The sequence below is a fragment of the Shinella sp. genome (genome assembly GCF_035998705.1).
Classification (GTDB): Bacteria; Pseudomonadota; Alphaproteobacteria; order Rhizobiales; family Rhizobiaceae; genus Shinella.
This window is the reverse complement of the sequence record NZ_DASYHH010000008.1, coordinates 31882-54899: the sequence shown is the minus strand read 5'-3', so window position 1 is coordinate 54899 and position 23018 is coordinate 31882. Positions and strand designations below refer to the sequence as shown.

The 23018-nt window shown below is 59.2% G+C and carries 22 protein-coding genes and 1 tRNA gene; 12 read left to right on the top strand and 11 right to left on the bottom strand.

The features are described 5' to 3' along the window. Positions 1-10: 10 nt before the first annotated feature. Positions 11-3577 carry an ATP-binding protein gene (locus VGN93_RS03235; protein ID WP_327506326.1) on the bottom strand — a complete coding sequence of 1189 codons (3567 nt, stop codon included), beginning with the start codon at positions 3575-3577 and terminating at the stop codon, positions 11-13. 243 nt (positions 3578-3820) lie between these two features. On the opposite strand from VGN93_RS03235, the gene VGN93_RS03230 reads away from it, so the two are divergent. The 9 genes from VGN93_RS03230 to VGN93_RS03190 all read left to right on the top strand — a co-directional run bounded on the left by VGN93_RS03230 (position 3821) and on the right by VGN93_RS03190 (position 12959). Continuing rightward, complete coding sequence (locus tag VGN93_RS03230; RefSeq protein ID WP_256120680.1) at positions 3821-4270, top strand: phasin; 450 nt, start codon at positions 3821-3823, stop codon at positions 4268-4270. 147 nt (positions 4271-4417) lie between these two features. Further along, positions 4418-4494, top strand: a tRNA-His gene (locus VGN93_RS03225). A gap of 464 nt (positions 4495-4958) precedes the next feature. Then, positions 4959-7406 (top strand): SIR2 family protein, encoded by a 2448-nt coding sequence (locus VGN93_RS03220; protein WP_327506325.1) that lies wholly within the window; start codon positions 4959-4961, stop codon positions 7404-7406. 467 nt (positions 7407-7873) lie between these two features. Beyond that, positions 7874-8230, top strand: a complete 357-nt coding sequence (locus VGN93_RS03215) for a hypothetical protein (RefSeq protein ID WP_327506324.1) — start codon at positions 7874-7876, stop codon at positions 8228-8230. A 9-nt stretch (positions 8231-8239) separates the two neighbouring features. Beyond that, the gene (locus tag VGN93_RS03210) at positions 8240-9367 is read left to right on the top strand and encodes a hypothetical protein (RefSeq protein WP_327506323.1); all 1128 of its coding nucleotides are present in this window, start codon (positions 8240-8242) and stop codon (positions 9365-9367) included. Then, entirely contained in the window at positions 9364-10038 is a 675-nt protein-coding gene (locus VGN93_RS03205) for a hypothetical protein (RefSeq protein ID WP_327506322.1), read from the top strand. The genes VGN93_RS03210 and VGN93_RS03205 overlap by 4 nt, the downstream gene beginning before the upstream one ends. Next, a complete protein-coding gene (locus tag VGN93_RS03200; RefSeq protein ID WP_327506321.1) occupies positions 10035-11975 on the top strand; it encodes a DotA/TraY family protein in 1941 nt (646 codons plus the stop codon). Before VGN93_RS03205 ends, VGN93_RS03200 begins: the two co-directional genes overlap by 4 nt. A gap of 238 nt (positions 11976-12213) precedes the next feature. After that, the gene (locus VGN93_RS03195; RefSeq protein ID WP_327506320.1) at positions 12214-12600 is read left to right on the top strand and encodes a hypothetical protein; all 387 of its coding nucleotides are present in this window, start codon (positions 12214-12216) and stop codon (positions 12598-12600) included. Positions 12601-12608: 8 nt separating this feature from the next. Further along, a complete protein-coding gene (locus tag VGN93_RS03190) occupies positions 12609-12959 on the top strand; it encodes a hypothetical protein (protein ID WP_327506319.1) in 351 nt (116 codons plus the stop codon). 491 nt (positions 12960-13450) lie between these two features. Here VGN93_RS03190 and VGN93_RS03185 read toward each other — a convergent pair whose 3' ends face one another. From VGN93_RS03185 to VGN93_RS03150, 8 genes are all read right to left on the bottom strand, one after another. After that, on the bottom strand, positions 13451-13819 hold the full coding sequence (locus VGN93_RS03185; RefSeq protein WP_327506318.1) for a hypothetical protein: 369 nt from the start codon (positions 13817-13819) through the stop codon (positions 13451-13453). 4 nt (positions 13820-13823) lie between these two features. Next, a complete protein-coding gene (locus VGN93_RS03180) occupies positions 13824-14153 on the bottom strand; it encodes a hypothetical protein (RefSeq protein WP_327506317.1) in 330 nt (109 codons plus the stop codon). A gap of 60 nt (positions 14154-14213) precedes the next feature. Further along, on the bottom strand, positions 14214-14453 hold the full coding sequence (locus VGN93_RS03175; RefSeq protein ID WP_327506316.1) for a hypothetical protein: 240 nt from the start codon (positions 14451-14453) through the stop codon (positions 14214-14216). A 31-nt stretch (positions 14454-14484) separates the two neighbouring features. Then, entirely contained in the window at positions 14485-15006 is a 522-nt protein-coding gene (locus VGN93_RS03170; RefSeq protein WP_327506315.1) for a hypothetical protein, read from the bottom strand. 382 nt (positions 15007-15388) lie between these two features. After that, positions 15389-15574, bottom strand: coding sequence for a hypothetical protein (locus tag VGN93_RS03165; RefSeq protein WP_327506314.1), 186 nt, complete (start codon positions 15572-15574; stop codon positions 15389-15391). Beyond that, entirely contained in the window at positions 15571-15810 is a 240-nt protein-coding gene (locus VGN93_RS03160; protein ID WP_327506313.1) for a hypothetical protein, read from the bottom strand. Before VGN93_RS03160 ends, VGN93_RS03165 begins: the two co-directional genes overlap by 4 nt. Positions 15811-16471: 661 nt before the next feature. After that, a complete protein-coding gene (locus VGN93_RS03155) occupies positions 16472-17557 on the bottom strand; it encodes a flagellin (RefSeq protein ID WP_327506312.1) in 1086 nt (361 codons plus the stop codon). A gap of 162 nt (positions 17558-17719) precedes the next feature. Next, positions 17720-18352, bottom strand: a complete 633-nt coding sequence (locus VGN93_RS03150) for a hypothetical protein (protein WP_327506311.1) — start codon at positions 18350-18352, stop codon at positions 17720-17722. A gap of 217 nt (positions 18353-18569) precedes the next feature. Between VGN93_RS03150 and VGN93_RS03145 the strand changes: the two genes are divergently transcribed. Beyond that, a complete protein-coding gene (locus VGN93_RS03145) occupies positions 18570-19121 on the top strand; it encodes a recombinase family protein (RefSeq protein ID WP_327506310.1) in 552 nt (183 codons plus the stop codon). A 159-nt stretch (positions 19122-19280) separates the two neighbouring features. Here VGN93_RS03145 and VGN93_RS03140 read toward each other — a convergent pair whose 3' ends face one another. Together VGN93_RS03140 and VGN93_RS03135 are read right to left on the bottom strand one after the other, a co-directional pair. Beyond that, positions 19281-20621, bottom strand: a complete 1341-nt coding sequence (locus VGN93_RS03140) for a hypothetical protein (RefSeq protein WP_327506309.1) — start codon at positions 20619-20621, stop codon at positions 19281-19283. 273 nt (positions 20622-20894) lie between these two features. Then, on the bottom strand, positions 20895-21419 hold the full coding sequence (locus VGN93_RS03135) for a DUF6428 family protein (protein ID WP_327506308.1): 525 nt from the start codon (positions 21417-21419) through the stop codon (positions 20895-20897). A gap of 42 nt (positions 21420-21461) precedes the next feature. Between VGN93_RS03135 and VGN93_RS03130 the strand changes: the two genes are divergently transcribed. After that, entirely contained in the window at positions 21462-21821 is a 360-nt protein-coding gene (locus tag VGN93_RS03130) for a metalloregulator ArsR/SmtB family transcription factor (protein ID WP_327506307.1), read from the top strand. Next, the gene (arsK, locus tag VGN93_RS03125; RefSeq protein ID WP_327506306.1) at positions 21811-23016 is read left to right on the top strand and encodes an arsenite efflux MFS transporter ArsK; all 1206 of its coding nucleotides are present in this window, start codon (positions 21811-21813) and stop codon (positions 23014-23016) included. The genes VGN93_RS03130 and arsK overlap by 11 nt, the downstream gene beginning before the upstream one ends. Positions 23017-23018: the final 2 nt, after the last annotated feature.

The following is a 23018-nucleotide window of genomic DNA, read 5'->3' as shown; positions in this document are numbered from 1 at the left end:
CCCAATAGGGTCAATCTGCCAACACGCGCGGCGAGGGAAAGCTCACTTCGACCAGCGTGCCCTCGTTCGGCGTGGAGCTGATCGAAAAGTTCGCCCGGTTGGCATCGACCATCGCCTTGGTGAGCGGCAGGCCGAGGCCGGTGCCGTCGCCGCGCTTGCGCGCGCCCGTCGTCACCTGCCGGAAGGGCTTCATCGCCTGTTCCAGCTCGCTGCGCGTCATGCCGACACCGGTGTCGCGGATGCGCAGCACGACGCTGCCGTTCGGCTCATAGGCAGTGGACACGACGATCTGCCCGCCCGCCGGCGTGAAGCGGATGGCGTTCGACAGGATATTGAGCGCGATCTGCTTGATCGAGCGCAGATCCGCGACGATCTGCGGCACATTGGCCGAAAGCGAGGTGCGGATGATAACGCGCTGGCCGTTCGCCTGCGGCTGTATCAGCGACACGGCCTCCGCGATCGTCTCGTTTAGGCCGACGGCCGTGAACTCCAGCTCCATCTCGCCCGCCTCGATCTTGGAAATGTCGAGCAGGTCGTTGACGATATCGAGCACATGGCGGCCGGAGCGGCCGATGTCGTTGGCATATTCGATGTAGCGCGGATGACCGATCGGCCCGAAACGCTCCGTCGCCATCATATCGGAAAAGCCGATGATGGCGTTGAGCGGCGTGCGGATCTCGTGGCTGACGCGGGCGAGGAAATCGCTCTTGTGGGCATTCGCCGTCTCGGCCGCGCGCTTGGCGTTGCGCAATTCCTCTTCGGTGCGCTTCCACTGGGTAATGTCGCGGATGACCGCGCAATAGCCGGAGGAGGAGGAGAGGCGGCCCATCGTCATGAACAGCGGGATGAAGCCGCCGGAGGCCTCGCGGCCGATGACCTCGCGCCCGTCGTTGAGCACGCTCGCGACCCCATGGCCGGCCAGGCCGGCGAGATAATCGAGCACCGCTTTCTGGCTTTCATGGGCAAAGAGCATGGCGAACGGCCGGCCGCGCGTCTCGTCCTCGTCATAGTTGAAGAGGGCGCTTGCCGAGCGGTTCATCGAGCGGATATCGCCCTCCTGCCCGACGACCACGACGCCGTCGGTCGCGGTTTCGAGGATGGAGCGCAGCTCGCTGACCTCGATGCGCAGCGCCGAGGCGGCCGCCTGGTCGGCGTTCCGCTCCTCGGTCTCGATGGGCGCGGGCGCCGTTTCGACCAGCGAAAGGGCCGGCTTGCTGGCCTGGATCGGCGTCAGCGCCAGCATCAGCGCGGTGCCGTCCTCCCAACGGATCGACTGGAGGCGGGCGCGCACGGCGCTGGCGCTCTCGCCGTCGGCATGGCGCAGCGCCATCGTGCCGTCGCCATCCTCGGAGCCCTCGTCCGGGCCGCCCAGCAGGATTTCGAGCCCGCCGGAGGCTTCGAGGTCTTCGAGGCTGGAATAGCCGGTCAGGCGGAAGAATTCCGGATTGGCATGGATCAGCCGGTCGCCGACATGCACCAGCAACGCCACGGGCAGCGCATCGACGACGGCGGCGGTGAGGCCGTAATCCATCTGCCGGCGCGGGGGGGCGATGGCCGTGCGCGTTTCGGCATTGTCCTCGGTCAAAAGATCGTCGGCATGCGGGCCGACTTCGAGGCCCGGCATTTCCGCATCGTTTTCGCCTGTGGCGGGCACGGTGGCCGCAATTTCGGGCTCGGCCTCGCGGATCGTCTCGGCCGGTGTTTCGGAAGCGCTCTCGCCGGCCGGCCGGTCCTCCGGCTTGCGCTTGCCAAAGGTCTCGCCGAGCTGGCGGGCGATCTCGCGGAACGCCGCCTGCTCGCCGGTCGAGAGACCATCGAAAAGACCGCCGCGATTGCGCCGGGTTTCAAGCTGCACCACCTTGTCGGACTGGCGGCGAGCCGGGTTTTCGACAAGGCGCAACGCCGGGCGCTCGCCGCGGAAGGCATCCTGTTCGTCGTCGGCCGGTACGACCGGCGTTGTTTCCTCTTCCGGAACCGGGGAGGTGTCCACGGTTTCGTCGGCTTCGACGGGTTCTTCGTCGTCCGTCACCTGCGCGGAGGCATGATCCGGAATTTCGATCGTTTCGGTCAGCCCTTCGGCCGCATCCTCGAGCAGGGTGCCTGCCTCTTCAGCCAGAACCTCTTCCACCAAAACGGTTTGCTCTTCCTCGGCCGCTTCGGCCCTATGGCTGAGCGTCAGCCCACGCGCATGCGGATCTTCGCTGGCATCGCCGATACGAACGATGCCGAAGCCGCGGAAACCGTCGAATTCGCGGTTGCGCGAATAGGTGGGCAGTGCGGCGAGATCGACCGGCACGACGAGCGCCGTGCCCTCGACAGGCCAGAGGATCGTCTTGCCCGACCAGGTGTCGCGGCGGCGCAGCAGGTCGCCGATCTTGCCTTCGGCGTCGAGATCGAAGCGGGCCGCGACATCGGTGAAGCGCTCGCCGGAAATGGCCGCGGCATGTGGCCCGACGGCGGCGGCGAATTCCTCCGAAATCTCGCTGAACCGCCCCTCGGCATCGATCTTCCACACGAAACGGATCGGCCGTCCCTGCGGGTTGAAGACGAAACCGGATTTTTCAACGGGCGTTTCGGCGGTGTCGGAGACAGGCTCTTCCGCAAGCGCCGCTTCGGCCTCTTCAAAGGTTTCCGCAGCGACGTCTTCGGCCGTGGTTTCCGGTTCTTCCGCGATCGGCTCGACAATGTCCGAAACCGGTTCGTCGGCGCTTTCCAACGGGACGACGTCGTCGACCGCAGGTTCCTTCTCGACAAAGGCAACCGATTCGGGCTCGGAAACCGGCTCAACCGGTTCGGCTTCCAGGACCTGCTGCTCCTCCGCCAACGGGGTCTCTAAGTCAGGCTCTGCCTCGGTTTCCACCACGGCAACTGCCGCAGGCTCCGCCTCGTCCTCATCCGGATCGAGATGTCCGAGGATCGTTTCGACGGCGAAGAGCAGGTGCAGCGCCGGATCGGTGGCGATGCGGCCGATGGCGGCGGGCAGGTTGCCGCGGCCGGTGGCGATCGGGCGCTTGACGAGGCGCTCCGTGCTGCGCCCGGCGGCCTCCACCAGCGCGCGCCGGGTTTCCGGGCTGACGGCGAGGCTTTCGAAATCCGCCGAGGCGGCGATGATCGTGCCGTCGCCGTCGAGCACGGCCATGTGCGTGTCGGGATCGTCGAAGCCGGTGAGCATGCCGGCGGCCGCGTCCTGCGGGCTTTGCCGGCCGGTGCCGACGGGCGCGCTGAACAGGATCGCCTCATCGCCGGGGCGGATGGTGACGCCTTCGACCGCGGCACTCACCGGCACGCTGCGAAACCCGCTGCCGATGCGCATGATGAAGCTGCGGCGCTCACCCGGCGCCTGAACCTGCTGGGCGGTCGCGGAGAGCTGGCGGAAGGCGAGGTCCGCCCGGTCCGGTCCGGCATCGAGGAAGTCGTAGATATTGTCGTGGCCGAAGAGGGCGGCGCCCCGGCCGTTCGACCAGAGCACGCGCGCCATGTCCCTGGAAAACAGCACGACCGCCTCGCCCCGGGCGAAGGGCAGGCGCACCCGTTCGTGGACGGCGACGTCGATAAAGGGATACTGCTTTGCGGACATGTTCAGGCCTGTGTCTGCTTCCGGCGCCCCGGCTTTCGATTAACGCTTTATTAATAGCGGTGCATGTGCGGAGGGTCCAGCGCCTCGCCCGCAAAGGCCCGGGCTTTCCGGCAGAAGGGTTAACGACGCCTCGAATTATTGTGCACCGCACAATTTTGTTGCAATGCGAAAGAAGTTCGCCTATATACGGCTCATCCAAGAACACGGTGCCTCAAGAGAGGGCCAAACCAAGGAGCGCAGACAATGGCTACCAAGAAGACCGACGACGTATTCTCCATCGCATCCATCGATCCCAGCAAGGTCTCTGAAAGCTTCCGCGAGTTCGCCGAAAAGGGCGCCGCTCAGAGCAAGGAAGCCTATGCCAAGATGAAGGAAGCCGCCGAAGACGCGACCAAGACCGTCGAAGCGACGCTCGAAAGCGCCCAGGCCGGCTCCGTCGAACTCGGCCTCAAGGCCATCGAAGCGCTGCGCACCAATGCCGAAAACTCGCTTTCGCACATGGAAGCCCTGCTCGGCGTGAAGTCGGTCTCCGAACTGTTCGAACTGCAGACCGCGTTCCTGCGCAAGCAGGCCGAAGTCGTCGTCGAACAGGCCCGCACCCTTCAGGAAACCTCCAAGAAGGTTGCCGAAAAGGTCTCGGCTCCCGGCAAGTCCGCCGCCGAGAAGGCCATGAAGTCCTTCAAGACCGCCTGAGCCCCATCTGGCAGGGTTTTACACGGCATGATAAGATGGCCGGGCATGAGCCCGGCCATTTTCGTCTGTGCAAGCATGCAAAAAACGCTTGAAAAATGGTGCGGCTGCCCGTATGTGACGCACCAAGCGCGGTTTACGCGCCTTTGTGCGGTTGTAGCTCAGTTGGTTAGAGCGCAGGTTTGTGGCACCTGAGGTCGGTGGTTCGACCCCACTCAACCGTACCATTCCCCTCTCCCGATAAGTCTAATAGTCACAAGGACTTACGGGGAGAGGGGAAGATTTCTCTTGCGAGTTTCTTCCATTTTTATCTGATGCTTGTCGCTTCTGGAACACGTCTGGAACATTTGATGTTCTCGGCAAGTGATCGAATCGGGGTTTCGATTGCCACAGCGCGAAGTCTTGTATTTGACAGGTTTCACCGATTTGTTCGGGTCGGGTATGCGCATTCTGCCGCTAGGAGTTCAACCGAGGAGGTTAAGCGTTAAGTCTTCCGAGGCGATGGGGCTAAGGGCAATTCGCTTTAACTTAAAGCATGTGTTTGAGGTGATGCTAGAAGTTGAGCGAGTCTACCACCTCGCGCGAACGCTCTGTAAGATGTCCCCATTAAGTGATTCGTCACAGGGGTTGAATAAGTCTAGGGGAGGGCGATGGCACGCGGCTCACCCATGTATGGGACGCAGGGGGAGCAATGACCTTCAAAAATGCCACGCCTGAGCAAGTCGATGCCTTCTTGAGCACGCTAAAGTCTGGCCAATACAATCTGCTCTTAGGAGCGGGATCGAGTATGGATTCGACGAACCATCGTGGCGAGCTTCCATCAGGTGAAGTAATAAAGAATGAACTCTGCGACCTAAAAAAAGTTGCCCGTTCAAACACTCTTCAGCGCGCATTCTCACTGTTGACCCCTGAGGAGATAGAAAAGCATATTACGGAAAGATTTTCTGATTGTGTGCCTGGTGATACATTAAAGAATTTGCGGAAATTTATTTGGAAAAGAATTTTCACCTGGAATATCGATGATGCAATTCAGAATGAATACAAGATAAAGCCAAAGCAAGTAATCATTACGAAGCATTATAACGATGAATATGTTGAGGCTTCTAATCTCGCTCAGCTCCTCATCGTTCATCTGCATGGGACTGTTTTGTGGCCGGAGAAAGGTTACGTATTTTCCAGGGATCAATACGTAAAGCAAATAACTAAAATTAATCCATGGATGACTGTTCTTTCGAACTTTATCCAAAGCGATCCCATCATTATTGCGGGTACGTCACTTGATGAGGTCGATCTTGACTATTATCTGGCGCAGCGTTCCGTTGACACGTCGCGCGACGATCGAGGGCCGTCTATCTTGGTTACAAGACAAGATGACGCGATCACTGAGGCGCTGTGCAAGCAACATAATTTATTACACTTCGTTGGGTGGGCATCGGATTTTTTCAGCTACTGTACTGAGATTTTACCTAACCCTCCGACACCAGAAGACCTAGTCCCCACCGAAAGCCAAAATTTGCTACCAGATTCGCTTTCGAAATCTGTAGCTATGGCGTTCCATTCGGACTTCGAACTCGTCCCCGCTACCGCACAGAAAGCATTGCACTCCCGGTTCCTTTATGGTCATCCGCCATCGTGGCAAGACCTCGCAGCCAACTACGACATATCGCGCGAGGTTTCCCAGAGAGCGCTATCTTGGATCGATCGGCGCATCGGTGGAAGTGCAGGGCTCGAGCCCTTGCTTCTGATTGCTGATGATGCGGGCACCGGGAAAACCACTATCCTTCGACGGCTCGCGTTCGAAATGGCAGGGCGCGGCGTACGCGTGCTGTATTCTTCAGCGTTGAGCCGTATTGCGGCTTCCACGGCACAGGTATTGGACGAGATCGCTGGTCCGCTTCTTGTTGTCATCGATAACCTCGCAGATCATGCGACAGCCGTCGCTGCGATGGTGGGAAGCATAAAAAAGCAGGATGTTGCGTTCCTCTCAGCCGAACGCGCCTATCGTATGAACTACCTTACTCAGGTTCTAGGGGATGGCACTTTTGTGACGATTGATGACCTTTCGATGGTCAATCCAGAGCCTGCGCGGCTTATCGACACCTATGTTAAGAATGCTTTCATAGGCAGCCACAAGATTGTTGAAAAGAGAACTTCATTCATAAATTCAATCCGTCGCGATCCAATTGCGATTGCTTGTTGCAGAATAATGAACGATTTTCGCCCACTTGAGCGAATTGTCGATGACCTGATCGGTGACGCGAAAGATGGTGAACTCGAGCGATATATCACGGTATCGCTATCGCAGTTTTGCTTTACGGGTGGATTGCTGTATGAAGTTCTACTTAACTCATGCGAAAAAAATGGGATAAAAAGGCAGTTTTCCTCCGAGAATCCCTTGCCCATTGCTTATTTAACTACCGACAGAGACTACGTTGTCACTGAAAACGCGGTTCTCGCGGAGCGGATTTTACTTAGATGCGCCTCACTTAACCGGGAGCGACTTCTTCGTGTCTTCACATCGTTGGCCGAACAACTCCAGCCTTACGTCAATCGACAGGCAATACGAGAACGAACTCCGGAAGCTCGATTGGCGGGAAGATTGTTCGATTACGATGACATCACCGCTAAGCTTCTTGGTGACAATGCTGAGCGCTTCTATCGGAGCACCGAACAGACGTGGCGCTGGAACTCTCGTTACTGGGAACAGGTGGCGTTGATGAACCTGACTAGGTTTCACGCAAAGCCTTCGTCAGATGAGGGACTGGCGGCCTTGGAGGAGGCTCAGCGTCATGCCCTTCGGGCTGTGGCAATCGAAAACCATCCATTCGGCCTGAGCACTTTAGGTAAAGTCCTGATGGCAAAAATCCTTGTTCCAGGCACCGATATCAAAGCAATCTACGATCAGGCATTTGATCACCTCGACAAAGCAATTGAGAAAGAAAACAACTGGTCTAGGCGTGCTGTGCAACCTTACTTTACGTTGTTTTCCGGGACGTTAAATTACTTGAAGCGTGGAGGAAGTATTTCTCTAGCGCAGCAGAGGATAATACGTAAACGTATTTCCAATGTCTTGACTAAATTCAGTCGGCAAAGGGAACTTACCGAATTGGCGGACGAAGTGATTACGGCTTTGTCTTGATGCAGCATTTCTTTTACAAGATGAGGTGCGCTAACATTCTTTCTTAGACCCTCGGAGAGCCGATGTCATGAGCCCCGCGAATGACTGTAGTCGGTCACTACAGTCATTCTTTTGCTTTCCGCCGGTGGGATTTGGGGGCACGCTCGGTCCATTCCTCTGAGTGCTTTAAATGCCCCGGACCGTTGACCTGCCGCTCTCACCGATAATTCAAGACCTGATCCTCGATCGCCGAATCCAGACGCTGGAAGAGGCTCTCATTTATGCCCAACGGACTGATTCCGCCGACCCGTCACTCCCAGAGGGCTGGGCCATTCTGGACGCTATGAAGTGTGAACGGGGGCGGCGACATGATGCCTATGAGGCAATGTTGGATGCCGACCCTAATGATGTAGATGCGTTGATAGCCGGCGATAGTACATGCCGAGCCCTCTTCAGGCTCTGGTTCGACGAGCTTGAGGTGGCCGCCGATGCGTAATCCTACCTACTTCACGCTCGTCCGTCTTGACGACGGCGATCTGGCCTCACTGACGATCATCCGCGAGCCGACGCAGTTCTTCGCGCAATTGCGGTCCTACGGCTTTACGGAGCACGCGAGCGCGTCGTCTCCGGCTTTGGCGAAAATGCAGACGGCCGCATTTCTGGATACCGTGGCGGGCGTCTGCAGCGTCTCCCTCGATCGGCCATTCACATTCATCATTCCGGGCGGAATAAGCCGTGCCGAATGGCTGACCGCGATGGAGGAAAAGGCCCACGATCCGCGCTTCGGGCTCATGGAGCGCGACGGCGAAATCTCTCACTGCATGATCGTGCCTCGGCTCAGGTGAGGCACGATCATGGCCTATCAGTTCATCCACCTCGAGTCCTGGAGCCGAAAGCCTGACGCCGCAGGCCGCTCTACGGACTTCATTTTCGATGAGGCGTCCAGGAAGCCGATCGCCTCGGTCCACGTCGCCGATCCCAAGCCCCCGACGGTGATTTATGGCGTCGGCGTCGATGAAGTCCGGCAGATGCACGATGCGGCCGCGGCGTCGGCAATGACCCCTGGTGCGAGAGGTAAGCTCCGAAAACTCGATTCCAAACAAAAGACGCTGCACACGGTGGTGGCGTCACATCCGTACACCGTCGAAGACGTCCGCGCCGATCCGAGGAAGGCGACGGAGGTCAGGGAGTGGGAGCGGCGGACGGTGGCGTGGTTACGCGATCAATACGGCCCCGCGCTCAAATCCGTGGTGCGCCACACTGATGAAAAGCAGTGGCATATCCACGCCTATGTGCTGCCAACCCATGATTCCCAATTGCGGGCAGGCGTCTATCATCCGGGCGTCATCGCCAAGAAAGCAGTGAAGGCGGCTGGTAGACGAGATGGTGAAGATGGGAAGGCGCTGAACAAGCGGGCTGACGTGGCGTACAAGTCCGCGATGCGGGACTGGCAAGACTCGTATCACGAAGCAGTTGCTGTCCCTTGCGGCCTGACGCGCCTCGGTCCCGCCCGTCGCCGTCTCACGCGGGAAGAATGGAAGTCGGAACAAGCCCAGGCATCAGCGCTCAAGAACGCTCTGGAGCGGGCGGAGGCCGTGAAACGGCAAGGACAGGCCTACGTTGCAAAGACGAGGGCGGAAGCCACGGCGATCAAGACATCTGCCGACCGCCTGACCGGGATCGGAGGCGCGGTACGGGCCGTTGTCGACGGCATTCAGGAATCTCGAATCCGTTCCGAAATCCGCCGTGACTTCGCCCGTGATCTCGCCGCCGCGAAGGCTGCTGTCGAGAAGGCGCAGGCCGACGCCACGAAGGCGAAATCCTCACAGCGCGAGATGGAGAGAAAGGCGGCCGACCAGCGTCATGCATTTCGGCAGCAGGCGCAGCGTCTTGCCGCGACCCAGGCTGAAGTGCGCCGTCTGTCCTCCGCGCTCGCCTCGGCACTCCACGAGCCGGAACCGAAACCGGGGATAACGCTATGACGACGGGCCACCAAATCTTCGAAAAGAACACTCGGTGGACGCTGCGCAATATCGGTATGCAGCACCTCGATCCTGCACACGGTGCGGCGGTGGAAACGGTTCGGTGGTGCATGGCTGTCCGTGGCCGCCCCACGCATCATCGCCAGGCATTCCTTGAGGCGGAGTCGCCTGCACTCCTCGCGTATCTCGAAACCGTTGCAGGTTCGGACACCTCCACCGCCTGGCGGACGCTGGAAGAACGCGTCCGGTTTCATGCGGAAACGCTCCGTACCCACGCCGTGCAGCCGTGCGCTCGCCCGTGGCTGGCGGCGATCTGGCACACGCTCCCCGAACTTGCGGGCCTCGGACAGCGCATCCTCGATCGGCAGGCTGAGAAGAATGGACCCGCCCCGGATGCCGGGCCGGTCTTTTCCGACACGACGACGGGTACGGGCGGCGACGGGGACAACGGCAGCGCGGGAAAGTCGGGATCGGCGACGGCCAGCAAGCCGCGTCCATCTTCACGTCTGGCTCTTCGGATTGTCCCGGTTATGCCGACGCCCGCGGAGGAGAAGGCGCTCGATCTCCGTGACGCGCCTGAAAACACGAGCACCAAAGACGGCATCACGCCTGACGGCCCGGAGACAGACCCTGGCAAAGCGGGCCCTAAACAGCCGGGAGCAAAGCCATGATCGACATACTCGCGGAACCGTCCGCAACGAATATCGCATGGCAGTGGGTATCGGCCGTGCTTCCCCCGGACGGTTCGTCGCCATGGGGACGGACGCTGCAGGTGTTTACGTCGGTCCTCGCTTTCCTCGCCTCTCTCGGCCTTGCCTACAGCGTCGTGTCGGGGATCGTTCAGAGCGCCTACACGGGAAAGGTACTCGGTGACAAATGGCATCAAATCTGGTCGCCGCTGCGCATCGTTTTAGGCATTGGCTTGCTCGTGCCTTTGCCGAACACAGGCTTTTCGTCCGTACACTACATCCTGCGCGATATCGTGGCGCGAGGCGGGATCAATGTCGCGGACGCGACGTGGAACGTGTTCGTCGGTGTCGTCGCAGGGAAGGACGGGATGCCGATTGTCCCGGTTTCGGGGACAGGATCGACGGTTGCTATGGCGATCTTACGTCATGAGATTTGTGCAGCGGCATACAATCAGGCCGGTGCGAACACGGGTGGATGGACGGCCCCCGTTCCCGCTCCCTCTGGCCTCGACGCGAACGGGGCGACGGTGTGGAGCTACGGTTCCACTTGTGGACGTTTTTCTTTCACGACCCCGGAGGGGCGGGCCGATTTAGTTAGCGCTCGTCGCGCGGCGGTTGCGGAAATCATTTCAGCTTTCCGTCCTGAGGCAGCGCGGTATGCCAAGCTCGCCGCGGAGACGTCGGGCATATCGTCGGCTGATGGCATGAAGAATGCGATTTCGACGGGACTGCTGTCACCGACATTGGTTCAGGACATTCGTACCATGGGGGCAAGGTTCGACAATGCCGTTGTTGCTGCGGCGAAGGCAGAAGTGGCAGCAATGGACATGACGTCGCGCTCCAGGCTCGTTGAAGCCGCTAAACAGGACGGTTTCCTGACCGCCGGAATGTACTGGCGTGCGCTGGCGCAAATCTCCGAGCTGACGACCGGCCTGACGAATGAACGGCTCGAGGATACGCTGCCGCGAACAGACGGGGATTTCGGGCAAGTCATCGAGCGGGCGTTTTCCGCACTGGCGCTCCAGGTGTCTGGTGAGGCCGAACGGGTGAATCTAACGGCTAACGATTTCGCCAGTGCTGGCGACGAGACAGCGGACTTCCTGACAAAGCTGCTTGGTGGTGTCGCAAGAGATATGGCCGAATGGGCTACGTCTTCGGGATCGGATGGCAACGCCATGGCGGGCCTAATATCCTCCGGCCATGCGATGATCGCGGGCGGATGGGCCGTGATTGCCGCGGGCGCGGGTGCGGCTGCGTTGGCGGGCAATGCGGTTACGCGGTTCTTCGGCGCGGCGGGGGTGGACTGGCTTCTGGATTGGTCGAAATACGTCGTGGGCGGGCTGATGGTTATCGGTAGTCTTCGCGCATACATCATCCCGATGATGCCATTTGTATTCGTTTTCATGGCAGGCATGGCGACCCTGGCGGCGCTCATGGAAGCCATGATCGCACTGCCTCTCTGGGCCATGAAATGGCTGAAACTCGACGATAACGGAGACTTCGCGGGCGAGAGCGTCCGTATGGGCCTGCTCCTGACCGTCAATATCTTCCTTCGTCCGGTTCTGGCGGTGCTGGCTCTTTGTGCTGCCTATCCTGTCTTCGACGTTACCCTCGGCACGCTCGACAGGCTGTTCGCTACCGCGTTCTTGGGCCAGACGGGCGGACACGTCGTCGGCCTCGTCGGCATTCTCGTCATGACGGGGGTACACATGTACCTGACTTGGCACGCGTGCATGAAAGGTTTTGGGCAAATCTGGCACTTGCCAGATCGTGTTCTTGCCTGGACGGGCCAGCCTGGCACTGGAGGTGAGGCGAACCTGACTTCGGGGGCTTTCGGCGGGATGTTGGCGCTTGCCGGACGCGGCAATCTGCCCAAGACTGGTATACGGGCACTCACTGCGGGAGGGAAAAAGAAATGATGAAATTGGCACTCTGGACGGCGGGTGGATTTGGTCTGGCAGTGGCCTGCGGGCTTGCGGGGCTGACGCATCTGTCGGCGTCGGTGGTGACGTTAACTGTGTTCTGCGCCGTGCCCCCGATACTCCTTCACGCTATGGTTCGGGCCTTCGGTTTCATGTGGTCTCTTCCAGACCATTTTCTCGCTTGGGCTGGGACCTCTGAGCCGATCTAATCCTGCGGAACGAGGAGGGACACGAAATGAAATTCGTCTTCATGGCGTCTGCGCTGGTTGTGCTCTGGCCCGGGACCGCATCGGCGGATGTTATCTTACGCAAGGGCATTGCGTTGCCTTGCATTGAACTCAGGAGCGGCAATATCCATTGCCCCCGCACGCTCGACATTCATTATCGGGAGACCGAAGGGGACCAGGTGTTGGTTCGGATATTCCCAGTAAGCGAGCGCGTGCGCGGCATTCGGGCAATGGACCTGCCGTCGTTCATCCGGGAGGTTCCGACCACGCATGGGAGTGTTTTGCAGGGCAACCCGCGATCGGAAAACAATCACGCCATTTACAGAATCAAGTTGGTCAAAGACGGAGAATACTTCCCGGGTCTCGATCTCCATCTGAGGTTTATCCCCCAATGAGGTCCTTCATGATCACAGCAGTAGCGCTGGCGGCTATTTCGGGGCCAGTGATGGCGGCGGGGGCGATATTTCACACGTCGCCGTTGCGGTGCTTTTCCACGTTAGAGAGTGGCGTTTTTTGCCCGCACTCCAACGACATCATTTTCCGTGCGGAGGACGGCGATCATGCGCTACTCAAACTTCACGGATTCAAGGGGATACGTCTAGTAGGTCTGCCGCCGTTCATCCGCGAGGTGCCGACTTCATACGGTCGCGTACTTCACGGCGCTCCGATGCCCGGCAACTACACCGTGGAGATGCATCGTGACGGGAAGCGCATACCGACGCTCGACCTGCACATGAGGTTTATTCTTCGATGACGATCTCAATCTCCGATACTTGTCGCAAATGACAAAAAATCAACTTCACGTTTAGATTTTTCATTGTTTCTAGGGTGCGCAATCCGAGGAGAAACCTATGCCAGAATCCATTCGCGAGGCCACAGCCACATGGAAAGACAAGGAATATAGACAGGCTGGCGGTATCTATATCGTCCGCTCCGGACTTGACGGACAGCGTGATAAGGTCCGTATCGGCGTCGGAGGCGTTCGAGGCGGAGCGAAGGGCGTTTACTCTCGCCTGACAAACCACAGCCGGGCCAGGATGGCGGCAGAGAGATGGACCTATGCGACGCACGAGTTTCAACCGTACTCCGTCGTCAAGGCATGGCATCTGATTGGCTGGGGTCCGGAGCCGCTTGAGTATGCAGAGATGTGCCTTTATCGAGCATTCGTCACTCGGTTCCCCCGATATAGGGGAGTGTTGCCCGACAAATCCTTGTTCGTAGTGCCTGACGATGATCTCCAGAACGTCATCGAGGAAATTGACTGCGATCTTCGGTCGATTGCCAAGTGGCGCTCAAATCAGCCGTAGACGCCATAGAAGCCAACTTGTCCTTTATCTGGTCGCTGTCGAATCCCTTGTCGAAGAGAATAAGCTTCACAAGGGTTCGAACGATCTCGATCACGTCGTGACTACGGGCACCGACATCGGCGTCTGGTGCGAGCTTACCGATATAGACGCGCATCATGCGCTCAAGGCCGCCATCTTCAACAGCGGCCATATAGGCGTCGGCCACCGCGCGGGCATCGGGGCGGCGGAGGGCTTTCGCCTTCCGCCTGTTCTTCGCAGCATACGCTGCCTGCCGCTTCTTGTGGTTCAATGTCGCGTCTACGGTCATGACGTCACTGCCGCATGATGGCGAGGGCGACGGCGGTCGCGTTGTCGCCGTGAGTATAGTCGAGCCGACGCCACGTCCGTTCCTCGGAAATCTCATCGGCCTGCCGGGAGAAATCCGCGGCGTGGAGCATCGCCTGCAAAACGGGAAGTTCGCCTGTCGAAAGGACCCCCACCAGTTCCTTGGCCCTTTTGACCATGTGACCAACGTCCCTGTCATTGGCAGCCTGAAACCGGGCGGCATAGTTTTGCCAACCCTGGCAGCTGCCGACGTCGAAACCGAGCTTTCGCGCGATGTCCTCGACGGGATCGAGGGCTTTCCAAGTGTTGAAGTCCATTGCGGGTATCCTTTTGTCTAGTTTGATTTATCTCGCCACATGAGATCGATGTGAATAGGATCACGCCACGACGCAAAAGAGGGCGCGCCGGCCGGCGAACTCGGCTGCGCGGCGGGCCTCGACAGCGCTCACGGTAATGCCGCCTTCGATGACATCGCAGGCATCGACGACTTCCCATTCGAACGTCTGGTCGCCGCAATACGTGACGACGAGGTCGAGGAAGCGGCTACCGAACGCCACGCCAGCGGCTTCACCGTAGACGTCGGCGTCGGGTCTCCAAGGGAGGAATTTCACAGTCATTTCAGTTCTCCTGTAGGTTGGATGAGGGGTTTCAGATGCCACACACCTGCACTGCCGCAAGTCTCGGCAGGCGAAGAATGTCGATTGCGTGGTATCTGGCGAGTGTGGGGTTTACCGCGCGGGCATCGGCGAGCTGGTCCTGAACCGCCGCGAGAAAATCCAGTGAGAGTTTCGGCGGCAGCGTCACGCCGCGCAGCCCCCTGACGACGTTTGTTATCGAGTCAACGAGATGGATTTCGATATAGAGACGCTGCCTGTCATCCACGGCGTCGGGAAGATGAAGGCGATCTCTCGGAATGAGACGAGCATCAAACGGGCAATCAAAAACGAGGTTTCCCGGGAACTCGAATACCCAGAGGATCAAGGGGCCATCTTTGATGAAGCCGGCCTTGATCTTTCCTTTGCGGATCGCCTGCGCCTCTGATCGCTGAATTCCAGGCATTCCGATCAGCAGGACGTTCCCGTCGCTCGTCAGGAGGTCCGCTGCGGCACCATCCATATTCCCAACCCTGAGCGGGTATGCGCCGCCGCGTTCGACCTTGATCATATTCATGTGGAGTCCTTTCGATTGGCAAAGCTCCGCCCTCCGGGGCGATGCCGGTTAAAGTTTTCATTGCTGTTCGGGGAGGCTCTGTGTCTGCCCGGTTTGTCGTTATGACCCGCTCAGGCTAGCGCCAGATGACGGGGATGCCCACCCGCCCCGCCTGGGGAGAGCTCGGGGTCCATTTGGGAAATGGGCCGAAAATAGAATGGGATTCCAATAGAAGACTTCGGGTCTTGGGTGCCCTGTGGATAACCGCGCTTGAAGTCTTTCCCATAGAGTCCCTTTCCTCCGAGCATCAGCGTCGGGCGCGGGGCTTCAAAGACACGAAGTCTTCGGTCACGGCCAATTTCAAATGGGGTTTAAAGGAAATTCAAAATTTGAGATAACCCTTTCATTTCCGGGGCTTCGCCAGAATTTTCATTCCAATCATCCCAGGCAGCAGAAGCCAGATTACCAGATTAACGGATTCCACGGCGTGAGGTGCCTTGATGGCCACGATGTACAGCAGCGTGAAGGCCGCCATAGCGATCGGTAGGATCAGAATACGGAGTGCCAGCATGGTGGTGTCCTCGTTCAAGCTCGTTCCAGGCGGCGGAATGCCTGGATACCGTCACACTGGAATTCGCGCGTCATATCAGCGGCGGCTCCAGGGATACGGGAGCGGCGTAACAGGCTTCGGGCGGACGTTTTCGGGTCGATCCTGTAGAGCGAGGCAAGGTAGCAGATGAGACCACCGAAATCGTCACGGTGATTAACCTCCTCGATTTGAACGGCGAACGTCAGGCCCGGAATAGTTGTCATTTTGACCTGCATTGGAGCACCTTTCCCTCTGATTTCTATGCCTTTACTTATATCATTCCGTGAGAATCGAGCCCAGGAGATAACGCGGAATGGTTGTGACGTGCCGGAGGAGAGGTTAACCGGATCAGTTGGATTTTAATGGTCCTGAGAAAAAGCCTGTTCCCTGTTCGATGCGGGCCGCAGGCCGGGCTTCGAACCCGCCCACAGGGCGGAACTCTTGATGTTCCCCGTCCCGATGCCTTCAATCCGACCGGCACGCATAGCGGCAGTCACCTGAAGGGCCGAAGCAACGCGGCGGACGGCATCGCCGTTGACAGAGCGAGCGTGCTGATAGGCTTTGAGCTGAGGGTGGGGAAATGGATTTAAGGGTAGTGGACCCATTTGAGCGCGTATCGGCGCTGTACGGGGCCGTATTCTTGCGCATACAGCACCGTTCGCTTTCAAAATGACCCGAGGGTCATTCCAATGCGGGAACCGCATCGTGGGTCGAAGAAGAGCATATCGGAGCGGCAAGCATAGCGTTTCCCACTACCGGGAATGGCGCGGGAATTCGCGCATGCCGAGACCGGTTCAAGGGTAGCCGCAGGAGGTGCAGCGGAGCGCCGCCCCTCGGCGGTACCGGGATCGACTGCCCCCGGCGAGGCATTCCGCATAGGAGCAGCGCGCTCTGTCTTCAATTGAACAGGCGGAGGATCGCTTCCGGCTCGGAATTGGCGATCTGAAGCGCCTGCACCGCCAACTGCTGTTGGGTCTGCAAAGCCTTGAGACGCGTGGATGCTTCGTTCATGTCAGCATCGACGAGGCGGCCGATGCCTTTGGTCACCGTCTCGATTCGCCTTCTGTTCAGTTCGTCGTGCGTATCGAGGGAGTTTTGAACGGTACCGAGATAGGCCATTCGGTCAGTCAGGCTCTGGAGCTTCGTATCCAGATAGTCGATGAAATTGGAATACAGCCCAGCTCGATCCCCGCCGTTCCGCGCGATGTTGTTCTCCAGCCGCATCAGCGTATAGGACGGATGGACGTCGTAGGCCTCGGGCTCGCCCGTCATCGGGTTTGTCAGCAGGATATTGTACCAGGTGGCGGAGGCGGGCACGAACGAACCGGGCGTATCGATCACGTCGGAAAGATCGAACAGCGAGCGCTCGGGGTTGTGGTCCGACGGATGGCTCATCGGGTAGCCTGCGTCGTCGTTCAGAAGAAGCAGATCAATGGCCTTTACATCCAGCGTCTGCACTCTGGCCTCGCCGTATCCGATCACGAACGAATAGGTTCGTTCGCTGGCCCTGTCAGGCTGATCCTTGGGGTTATAAAGCAGGTTCACGCCCGAGAATGATGCGGACATCATCGCGTCCCGTGCCTGGTCCTGTAACTGCTGCATCTGTTGCTCGATTTTGGCGACATCGGATTTGGCGTACCCCTCGTCGAGCGAGAAGCCGCCGATGACGAGGTTTTTGAATTCCGGCTGCGGCATGTCGCTTGCGATGATCGCGAGGTTTCTGATCTCGACAAAACTGCGGTGAACATTCTCCATCGCCGCATAGGCGGTGTCCACGATGCCCGACGCGAGTCCGATGCTGTCGGTGACGGCTGACATCGCCAGTTTCTCCGAATGCATCGTCGTGGAAATCGACCAATAGGCGGCATTATCGGCCGCGGTGTTCACGCGAAGCCCTGAGCTGACCTGCTGGCTGGTAGCGGCGAGGGAAGAGCCGATGCCCCTCAAGGTCTGGAGAGCGGACATCGCGGCGATGTTCGTCAAAATGCTTGTCATCGGACCATACCGTTTTATCGATTCTTGAAATGAACGGTATCGTCATGATGCCTGCGCGACCTGACGCCGCCCGACGACTATGGTTCACGAGACATTAAGGGATGCGGCAAGCGCGGAGGGTAGAACTACCCGATTGGCTCGGAAAGCCGGTCAGCTTTGATCCATGGCGGCAGTGACAGAGAGGGTGGCGAGATGCGCCACGCTGCGCGCACCGAACGCGGTTTTCAGTTTTTCGAGCCTGTGTTCGACGGTGCGGAAGGAGAGGCCGATACGGTCTCCCGTCTCGCTTGCTGTAAACCCCTCCCGGAGCAATTGCAGGATCGCGAGCGACGTGGCGTCAAGGTCAGACACTGACGGTGCGATCGGTAGAATACAGCGAACACGCGCCAGCGATACGCACCAAGTGGCGCGCCCGCCCGCGTTCCTGTCGGGCAGTATCATGCGGTCTCCGACGATCCGGGCATGGAGAAGGCGGGCATCGACAGGCTCGATCTCCGGGCGTGCCTGCTGGATTGCGCGTTGCCGCCCTGCCACCAGCGTGTCGAGCACGAACCTCCGGTCCGCAAAATCGCGAAACGGCCTACCTTCCTCGAAGGCCAGTATATCGGCAAAACCCGTCGGCATCGCGTAACCGCGAACGAAGGAGAAATTCCAGTCCAGCGGATCGGCGGCCGACGTGTCCGTGACAGTCAGCATCATGTCGGGGCCAAGGTATTGCAAGACCTGGGCACGTAAGGCGGCCGCGCCGCCGGTTTCCTCCGTGCCGGTGATCCAGGCGTCCATAAGCCGTGCCGCGATTTGCGTGAAGGAGGTCAGTGCCGCGTGACGGGATAGAAACGAACCCTTTTGTCATCACCGCCGCAACGGGTTTGTTCCTTGCCGAAACCCTTGCCACGATCGGAAATCTCAAGGGTCGCCCCTGCATATGCCTTCCCCGCGAAAAGGTTCCTTTTTGTCAAGGTGACGGCAGCATGCGCGGCCAGCATAAGGCTTTCGACCGATGGCACTGATCGGATACGCGAGGGTTTCGACCTGTGACCAGAACCTCGACCTACAAGTGAATGCCCTGCGTTCGGCCGGGTGCGCGAAGGTCTTTAAGGATCATGGAATTTCCGGCGCGGTAGAGAAGCGCCGTGGGCTCAACGCCGTCCTGCGAAACCTCAGGAGGGGCGATACGCTCGTGGTGTGGCGGCTGGACCGTCTCGGCCGCTCTATCCGTCATCTGATCGACGTCATTGCCAAACTACAGGCACGCGGGATCGAGTTTCGGTCGGTGACGGAAAATATAGACACCAGCTCGGCAGGAGGTCGAATGATCTTTCACGTCATTGCGGCGATGGCCGAGTTCGAGCGCTCCATGATCAGTGAACGGACGATTGCGGGAATGGCGGCGGCACGGCAGCGGGGCCAGAGCCTCGGCCGCCGCCGCTCTCTCACGGAAGCGCAATGCGCGGACGCAGTCGTTGCCCTGCGGCAGGGCAGTGAAAACCTGACCGATATCGCCCGCCGCTACGGGGTCCATCCGAGAACTTTGAAACGGCTGATCGAATGAGCGATTGCAGGATGCGTCGCCGTGGTCGACAATTTCCCTGCTGGCGGAACCAACGTTGCCGCGGCGTCGAGGGTAGGGCTAGGCACCTATAGAGATATATCCCTACTATATAAGGAAAACGGGACAATATCGCTTATCTGATTGTTTTCGATATTGAAATTAGTACGGAATGTCGTTTTCGTCTCCCACGATCACCTCCTCGACCACCTCGGGAAAGTAGCTCGACAGCGTTTCGCTATCCGGCGCGAGCCATTCTCCCGCGCGTTCGAGTTCTAGCACTCGCAACAGGCGATCCCGCTCATCAAGGTAGCCGTCGTCGGCTTGCGTGAACCAATCCCGGATATAGGCCAGTTTCGCAAAGCTCTCGGGCGAGGCCTCAGCGGTCTTGTCCATGATGCCGAGAACCATATCGACGGTCTGGAAGGCGTCGAAGCAGGTCGGGAACGGCCCCATGAAGCCTTTGAGGTCATGCAGGATTTTGGCAAGGCGTCTGGTCGCCTTTCGAACGACGGGATCGGTGATCTTGTCTGCGAGGGCTGAGAGGTTTTCCGCCATGTCATCGCCAGCATAGGAATGGTGGGCGCGTTCGATCCACGGCAGCACGGGCGTCATGTCGAGCAGCAGTCGTTCGAAACGGAAGATCGCGCCGAGTTTTTCGACGGGATAGAAGTGGCCCGTTACTGCCATGTCGATAATGGACATGACGTCGACCACAACGGGATCGGCCCAGAAATACTCCTGTGCCGGCGCGGTGGTGGGATCGGGGAGCTTGATGTCGGGATAGCGCCCCACGCGCTGCGCTTCCGCGATCCACGTGTTGGCCTCGGGCAACGAGCGGAAACGACGTCCCCGGAGGACGCCGCAGAAGTCTCCGATGGTGACAATGCTGTAGCCAACGCCTGCGCTCGAAATCCCGGCCAGCAGCGTGGCGAGTTTCTTCTTGCGTGAGGTTTGCGTCGTCGTCGGAACATGTCTTGGTTCGCCATTATCCCACAAGGCCTTTCCCAACCGATCCAGTTCCAGGATGCCAGCTGCGCTGGTGGCAAAGGTCGCGTCAAGGATGCGGACTAGCTGTTGGCCGGTCTTCGGGAGTTTGCGGATTTTGGTCTCACGGCGTGGGGCTATACCTTGTCGTAGAAGGTGCCTTCCGACGGTACTTTTGGACTGTCCCTGTAGAAGGGCAGCGTTACGTATCGAGGCGCGCCCGTAGACTTCTCCCGACACCGTCAAGGCTCCCGGTGCCATCAATACGTCCGCGGCGCGCTGCTCTCGGCTACGTTTCGGCCTGTAGCGAGGCCGATTGTATCTGTTCATCGTCCAGCGGACGATATCTCGGATGAGGCCGCTGTCATCCGCTCCGCGTCGACCGCGGTTCTCGCGCCATTCCCGCATGAAGTCTTCGCAAAAAATGCGCAGGCGTTCGGCATTCTTGCCGTGCTCGTTCACGAACAAATACACTGCCTTGCGCAGCGCTTCGAATTCTTCCTGATTGTCACTCACCGCCCGTGCCCGTTTCCCTTATGGCCCCTATCGACAATGCTGTGGCGATCATGTGCAGAGATCAAGGGCGGAGCGCTAACACCTTCACGGACTTGTACAATGGTGGCAATTCCCATCGGATTGATTTGCGGTACGGCCCTAAGGGCCTGACGCCCCTCTCGGCAGCGACCTGGTTTCCTCGCCGTCGTGCAGGCGCTCGGGCGAGGCTATCGTCAAGCTGCCCCTTTGGGGAATCACTCGTCCTCTTTTGGCCCTAAGCGGACAAAGTGTTGCTCACGGATTACTGCTGCTCGTGTCCGCTGAAGGGCCACAGCAGATCGTGCTTTTCGATGACGTGTCGGCTAACCAGCGATCACGTGGCTTACAGCTAGCGGCCCTTGGAACCAAGTGAACTGCCAAAATACCATCCTTTTCGAAGGGTTGGTCAGCGCAGAAAAGCTGCATCGGGCGTACGCCGTCACTGACCTCGAAGGTCAGCTTTGCTGATGCGTCCAGTTTAACGTATTCGGAAACCTTGCGGACGATCGCCGAAAACTTTCCCGCAGTCATATGCGTTCGCTCGCCTTCCTCGACATCCCATAGCTGTACGAAGATTTCCGACCAGGCCTCGGGATTGGCACCACAGTCCAGAGCGGAGAATTGTCCTGCCTTCACTTCCGTCACATGATAACCCGGCTTGATCTGGCGGCCATCGTAACTGAATACCAGCGGGAGTTCCGGTGTCTCGGCGATCCTATTGAGAAGATGGGCGAGGGTGATGTCAGCGTCGGCCGAAACCGTCTTGTCGATCACGTTCATTTGCGCTATCTCCAAATTCAATCATTCAAGGAATATTGAAATATGGATGAACGTCAAGCCCTGTCGTCTTTCTCGGCTCTCTCGCAGGAGACTCGTCTCGGTATTGTCCGGTCTCTTGTGGTCGCTGGGCATGAAGGTCTGGCAGCCGGATCAATCGCTCAACGTCTCGGGGTATCCGCTTCCGCCCTCAGCTTCCATCTAAAGGACCTTGTCCACGCGAACCTGATCGCGCAACGGCGGGAATCGCGGTCGCTAGTCTACACGGCGAACTACGACGCTCTAGCCGCGCTGGTGACGTTTCTCCTGGAGGACTGCTGTGCGGGTCATCCGAAAGTCAGGACATCGGTGGAAGCCTGTTGCGCGCCGGGTGCTGCGAGCGGAGCCGACGTCGTTGCGCGATAACAGAATTCAGACCGGGGTCGTTGCGGCGCTCGGGATCACCCAGATTGTGGGCTACGGAACACTCTATTACTCGTTCTCCATCCTTGCCGAGAGCATGGCTGTCGACTTCGGTATCAGTGTCGAGCAGGTCTTTGCCGTCTTCTCCGTGTCGTTGTTCGTCGGTGGAATCACGGCTCCCCTGATCGGGCGCGAACTGGATCGGAGAGGTGCAGCCGCTGTCATGACATTCGGTTCGGCGATCGCGGCCGCCACGCTCGTCCTGTGCGCATGGTCGCCGTCCGTCGCCGTGTTCGCGCTCGCCATTGTTCTTCTGGAGGTCTCCTCGGGCATGGTCCAGTACCAGGCCGCCTTCGCCGCTCTTGTCGAGAGCGACCCCAAGACCGCACCGAGGAGCATCACGTATCTCACGCTGATCGCGGGTTTCGCCTCAAGCATCTTCTGGCCGATCTCGGCGGCGTTGACGGCTTATCTCTCGTGGCGGGAAATCTATCTGGTCTTTGCAGTCCTCAATCTGGCGCTATGCATGCCCTTGCACTTCTGGATCATGCGGGCGGGAAAGATCGCCAACGCGCAGGGGTTTCGTAAAGAGCGGCAACACGTCGTGGGGGCGATCCCAGTCGAGCGCCGTCGAAGTGCGATGCTGGTCGTATTCGCGGCATTCGCCCTTCTCGGCTTCACCTTGGCGTCCATCCTCGCCCACATGGTACCGATGCTGGGTGCTCTCGGGCTTGGCGGCGCGGCGGTAGTTATCGGGTCACTGTTCGGACCGGCACAGGTCCTGAGCCGCCTGATCAATATGATCTTCGGCACGAGTCTCTCGCCTCCGGCTCTGGCAGTCGTTTCCGCCGTCCTGATGGTGCTTGGGGTTGTCATCCTCGGGTTTTCCGGGGAATGGTTTCCGGGCGCTGTGGCCTTCGCGGTCTGCCTCGGTCTCGGCTCGGGAATCAACTCGATCGCGCAAGGCAGTCTCCCTCTTTATCTGTTCGGGTCTGACGGCTACGGAGCCATAACAGGGCGCATGGCGGCGGCGAGGCTTGCGGCCGGCGCGGCAGCGCCTTTCGCATTCGCCGCCGCCATGCATCAGATCGGTATCGGTTTCTCGCTTTTCGCGACCGCCGCGCTCGGAACACTTGGCATCGGCGCATTCGTCCTGGTCGCGATCGAGGCACGTCGTCACCCCGTCGCGGCCGAATGATC

What these genes read in the sequence shown, in the direction of transcription:
- VGN93_RS03235 (WP_327506326.1), bottom strand. Translation starts at nt 3,577, where the DNA reads ATGTCCGCAAAGCAGTATCCCTTTATCGACGTCGCCGTCCACGAACGG.
- VGN93_RS03230 (WP_256120680.1), top strand. Translation starts at nt 3,821, where the DNA reads ATGGCTACCAAGAAGACCGACGACGTATTCTCCATCGCATCCATCGAT.
- VGN93_RS03220 (WP_327506325.1), top strand. Translation starts at nt 4,959, where the DNA reads ATGACCTTCAAAAATGCCACGCCTGAGCAAGTCGATGCCTTCTTGAGC.
- VGN93_RS03215 (WP_327506324.1), top strand. Translation starts at nt 7,874, where the DNA reads ATGCGTAATCCTACCTACTTCACGCTCGTCCGTCTTGACGACGGCGAT.
- VGN93_RS03210 (WP_327506323.1), top strand. Translation starts at nt 8,240, where the DNA reads ATGGCCTATCAGTTCATCCACCTCGAGTCCTGGAGCCGAAAGCCTGAC.
- VGN93_RS03205 (WP_327506322.1), top strand. Translation starts at nt 9,364, where the DNA reads ATGACGACGGGCCACCAAATCTTCGAAAAGAACACTCGGTGGACGCTG.
- VGN93_RS03200 (WP_327506321.1), top strand. Translation starts at nt 10,035, where the DNA reads ATGATCGACATACTCGCGGAACCGTCCGCAACGAATATCGCATGGCAG.
- VGN93_RS03195 (WP_327506320.1), top strand. Translation starts at nt 12,214, where the DNA reads ATGAAATTCGTCTTCATGGCGTCTGCGCTGGTTGTGCTCTGGCCCGGG.
- VGN93_RS03190 (WP_327506319.1), top strand. Translation starts at nt 12,609, where the DNA reads ATGATCACAGCAGTAGCGCTGGCGGCTATTTCGGGGCCAGTGATGGCG.
- VGN93_RS03185 (WP_327506318.1), bottom strand. Translation starts at nt 13,819, where the DNA reads ATGACCGTAGACGCGACATTGAACCACAAGAAGCGGCAGGCAGCGTAT.
- VGN93_RS03180 (WP_327506317.1), bottom strand. Translation starts at nt 14,153, where the DNA reads ATGGACTTCAACACTTGGAAAGCCCTCGATCCCGTCGAGGACATCGCG.
- VGN93_RS03175 (WP_327506316.1), bottom strand. Translation starts at nt 14,453, where the DNA reads ATGACTGTGAAATTCCTCCCTTGGAGACCCGACGCCGACGTCTACGGT.
- VGN93_RS03170 (WP_327506315.1), bottom strand. Translation starts at nt 15,006, where the DNA reads ATGAATATGATCAAGGTCGAACGCGGCGGCGCATACCCGCTCAGGGTT.
- VGN93_RS03160 (WP_327506313.1), bottom strand. Translation starts at nt 15,810, where the DNA reads ATGCAGGTCAAAATGACAACTATTCCGGGCCTGACGTTCGCCGTTCAA.
- VGN93_RS03150 (WP_327506311.1), bottom strand. Translation starts at nt 18,352, where the DNA reads ATGGACGCCTGGATCACCGGCACGGAGGAAACCGGCGGCGCGGCCGCC.
- VGN93_RS03145 (WP_327506310.1), top strand. Translation starts at nt 18,570, where the DNA reads ATGGCACTGATCGGATACGCGAGGGTTTCGACCTGTGACCAGAACCTC.
- VGN93_RS03135 (WP_327506308.1), bottom strand. Translation starts at nt 21,419, where the DNA reads ATGAACGTGATCGACAAGACGGTTTCGGCCGACGCTGACATCACCCTC.
- VGN93_RS03130 (WP_327506307.1), top strand. Translation starts at nt 21,462, where the DNA reads ATGGATGAACGTCAAGCCCTGTCGTCTTTCTCGGCTCTCTCGCAGGAG.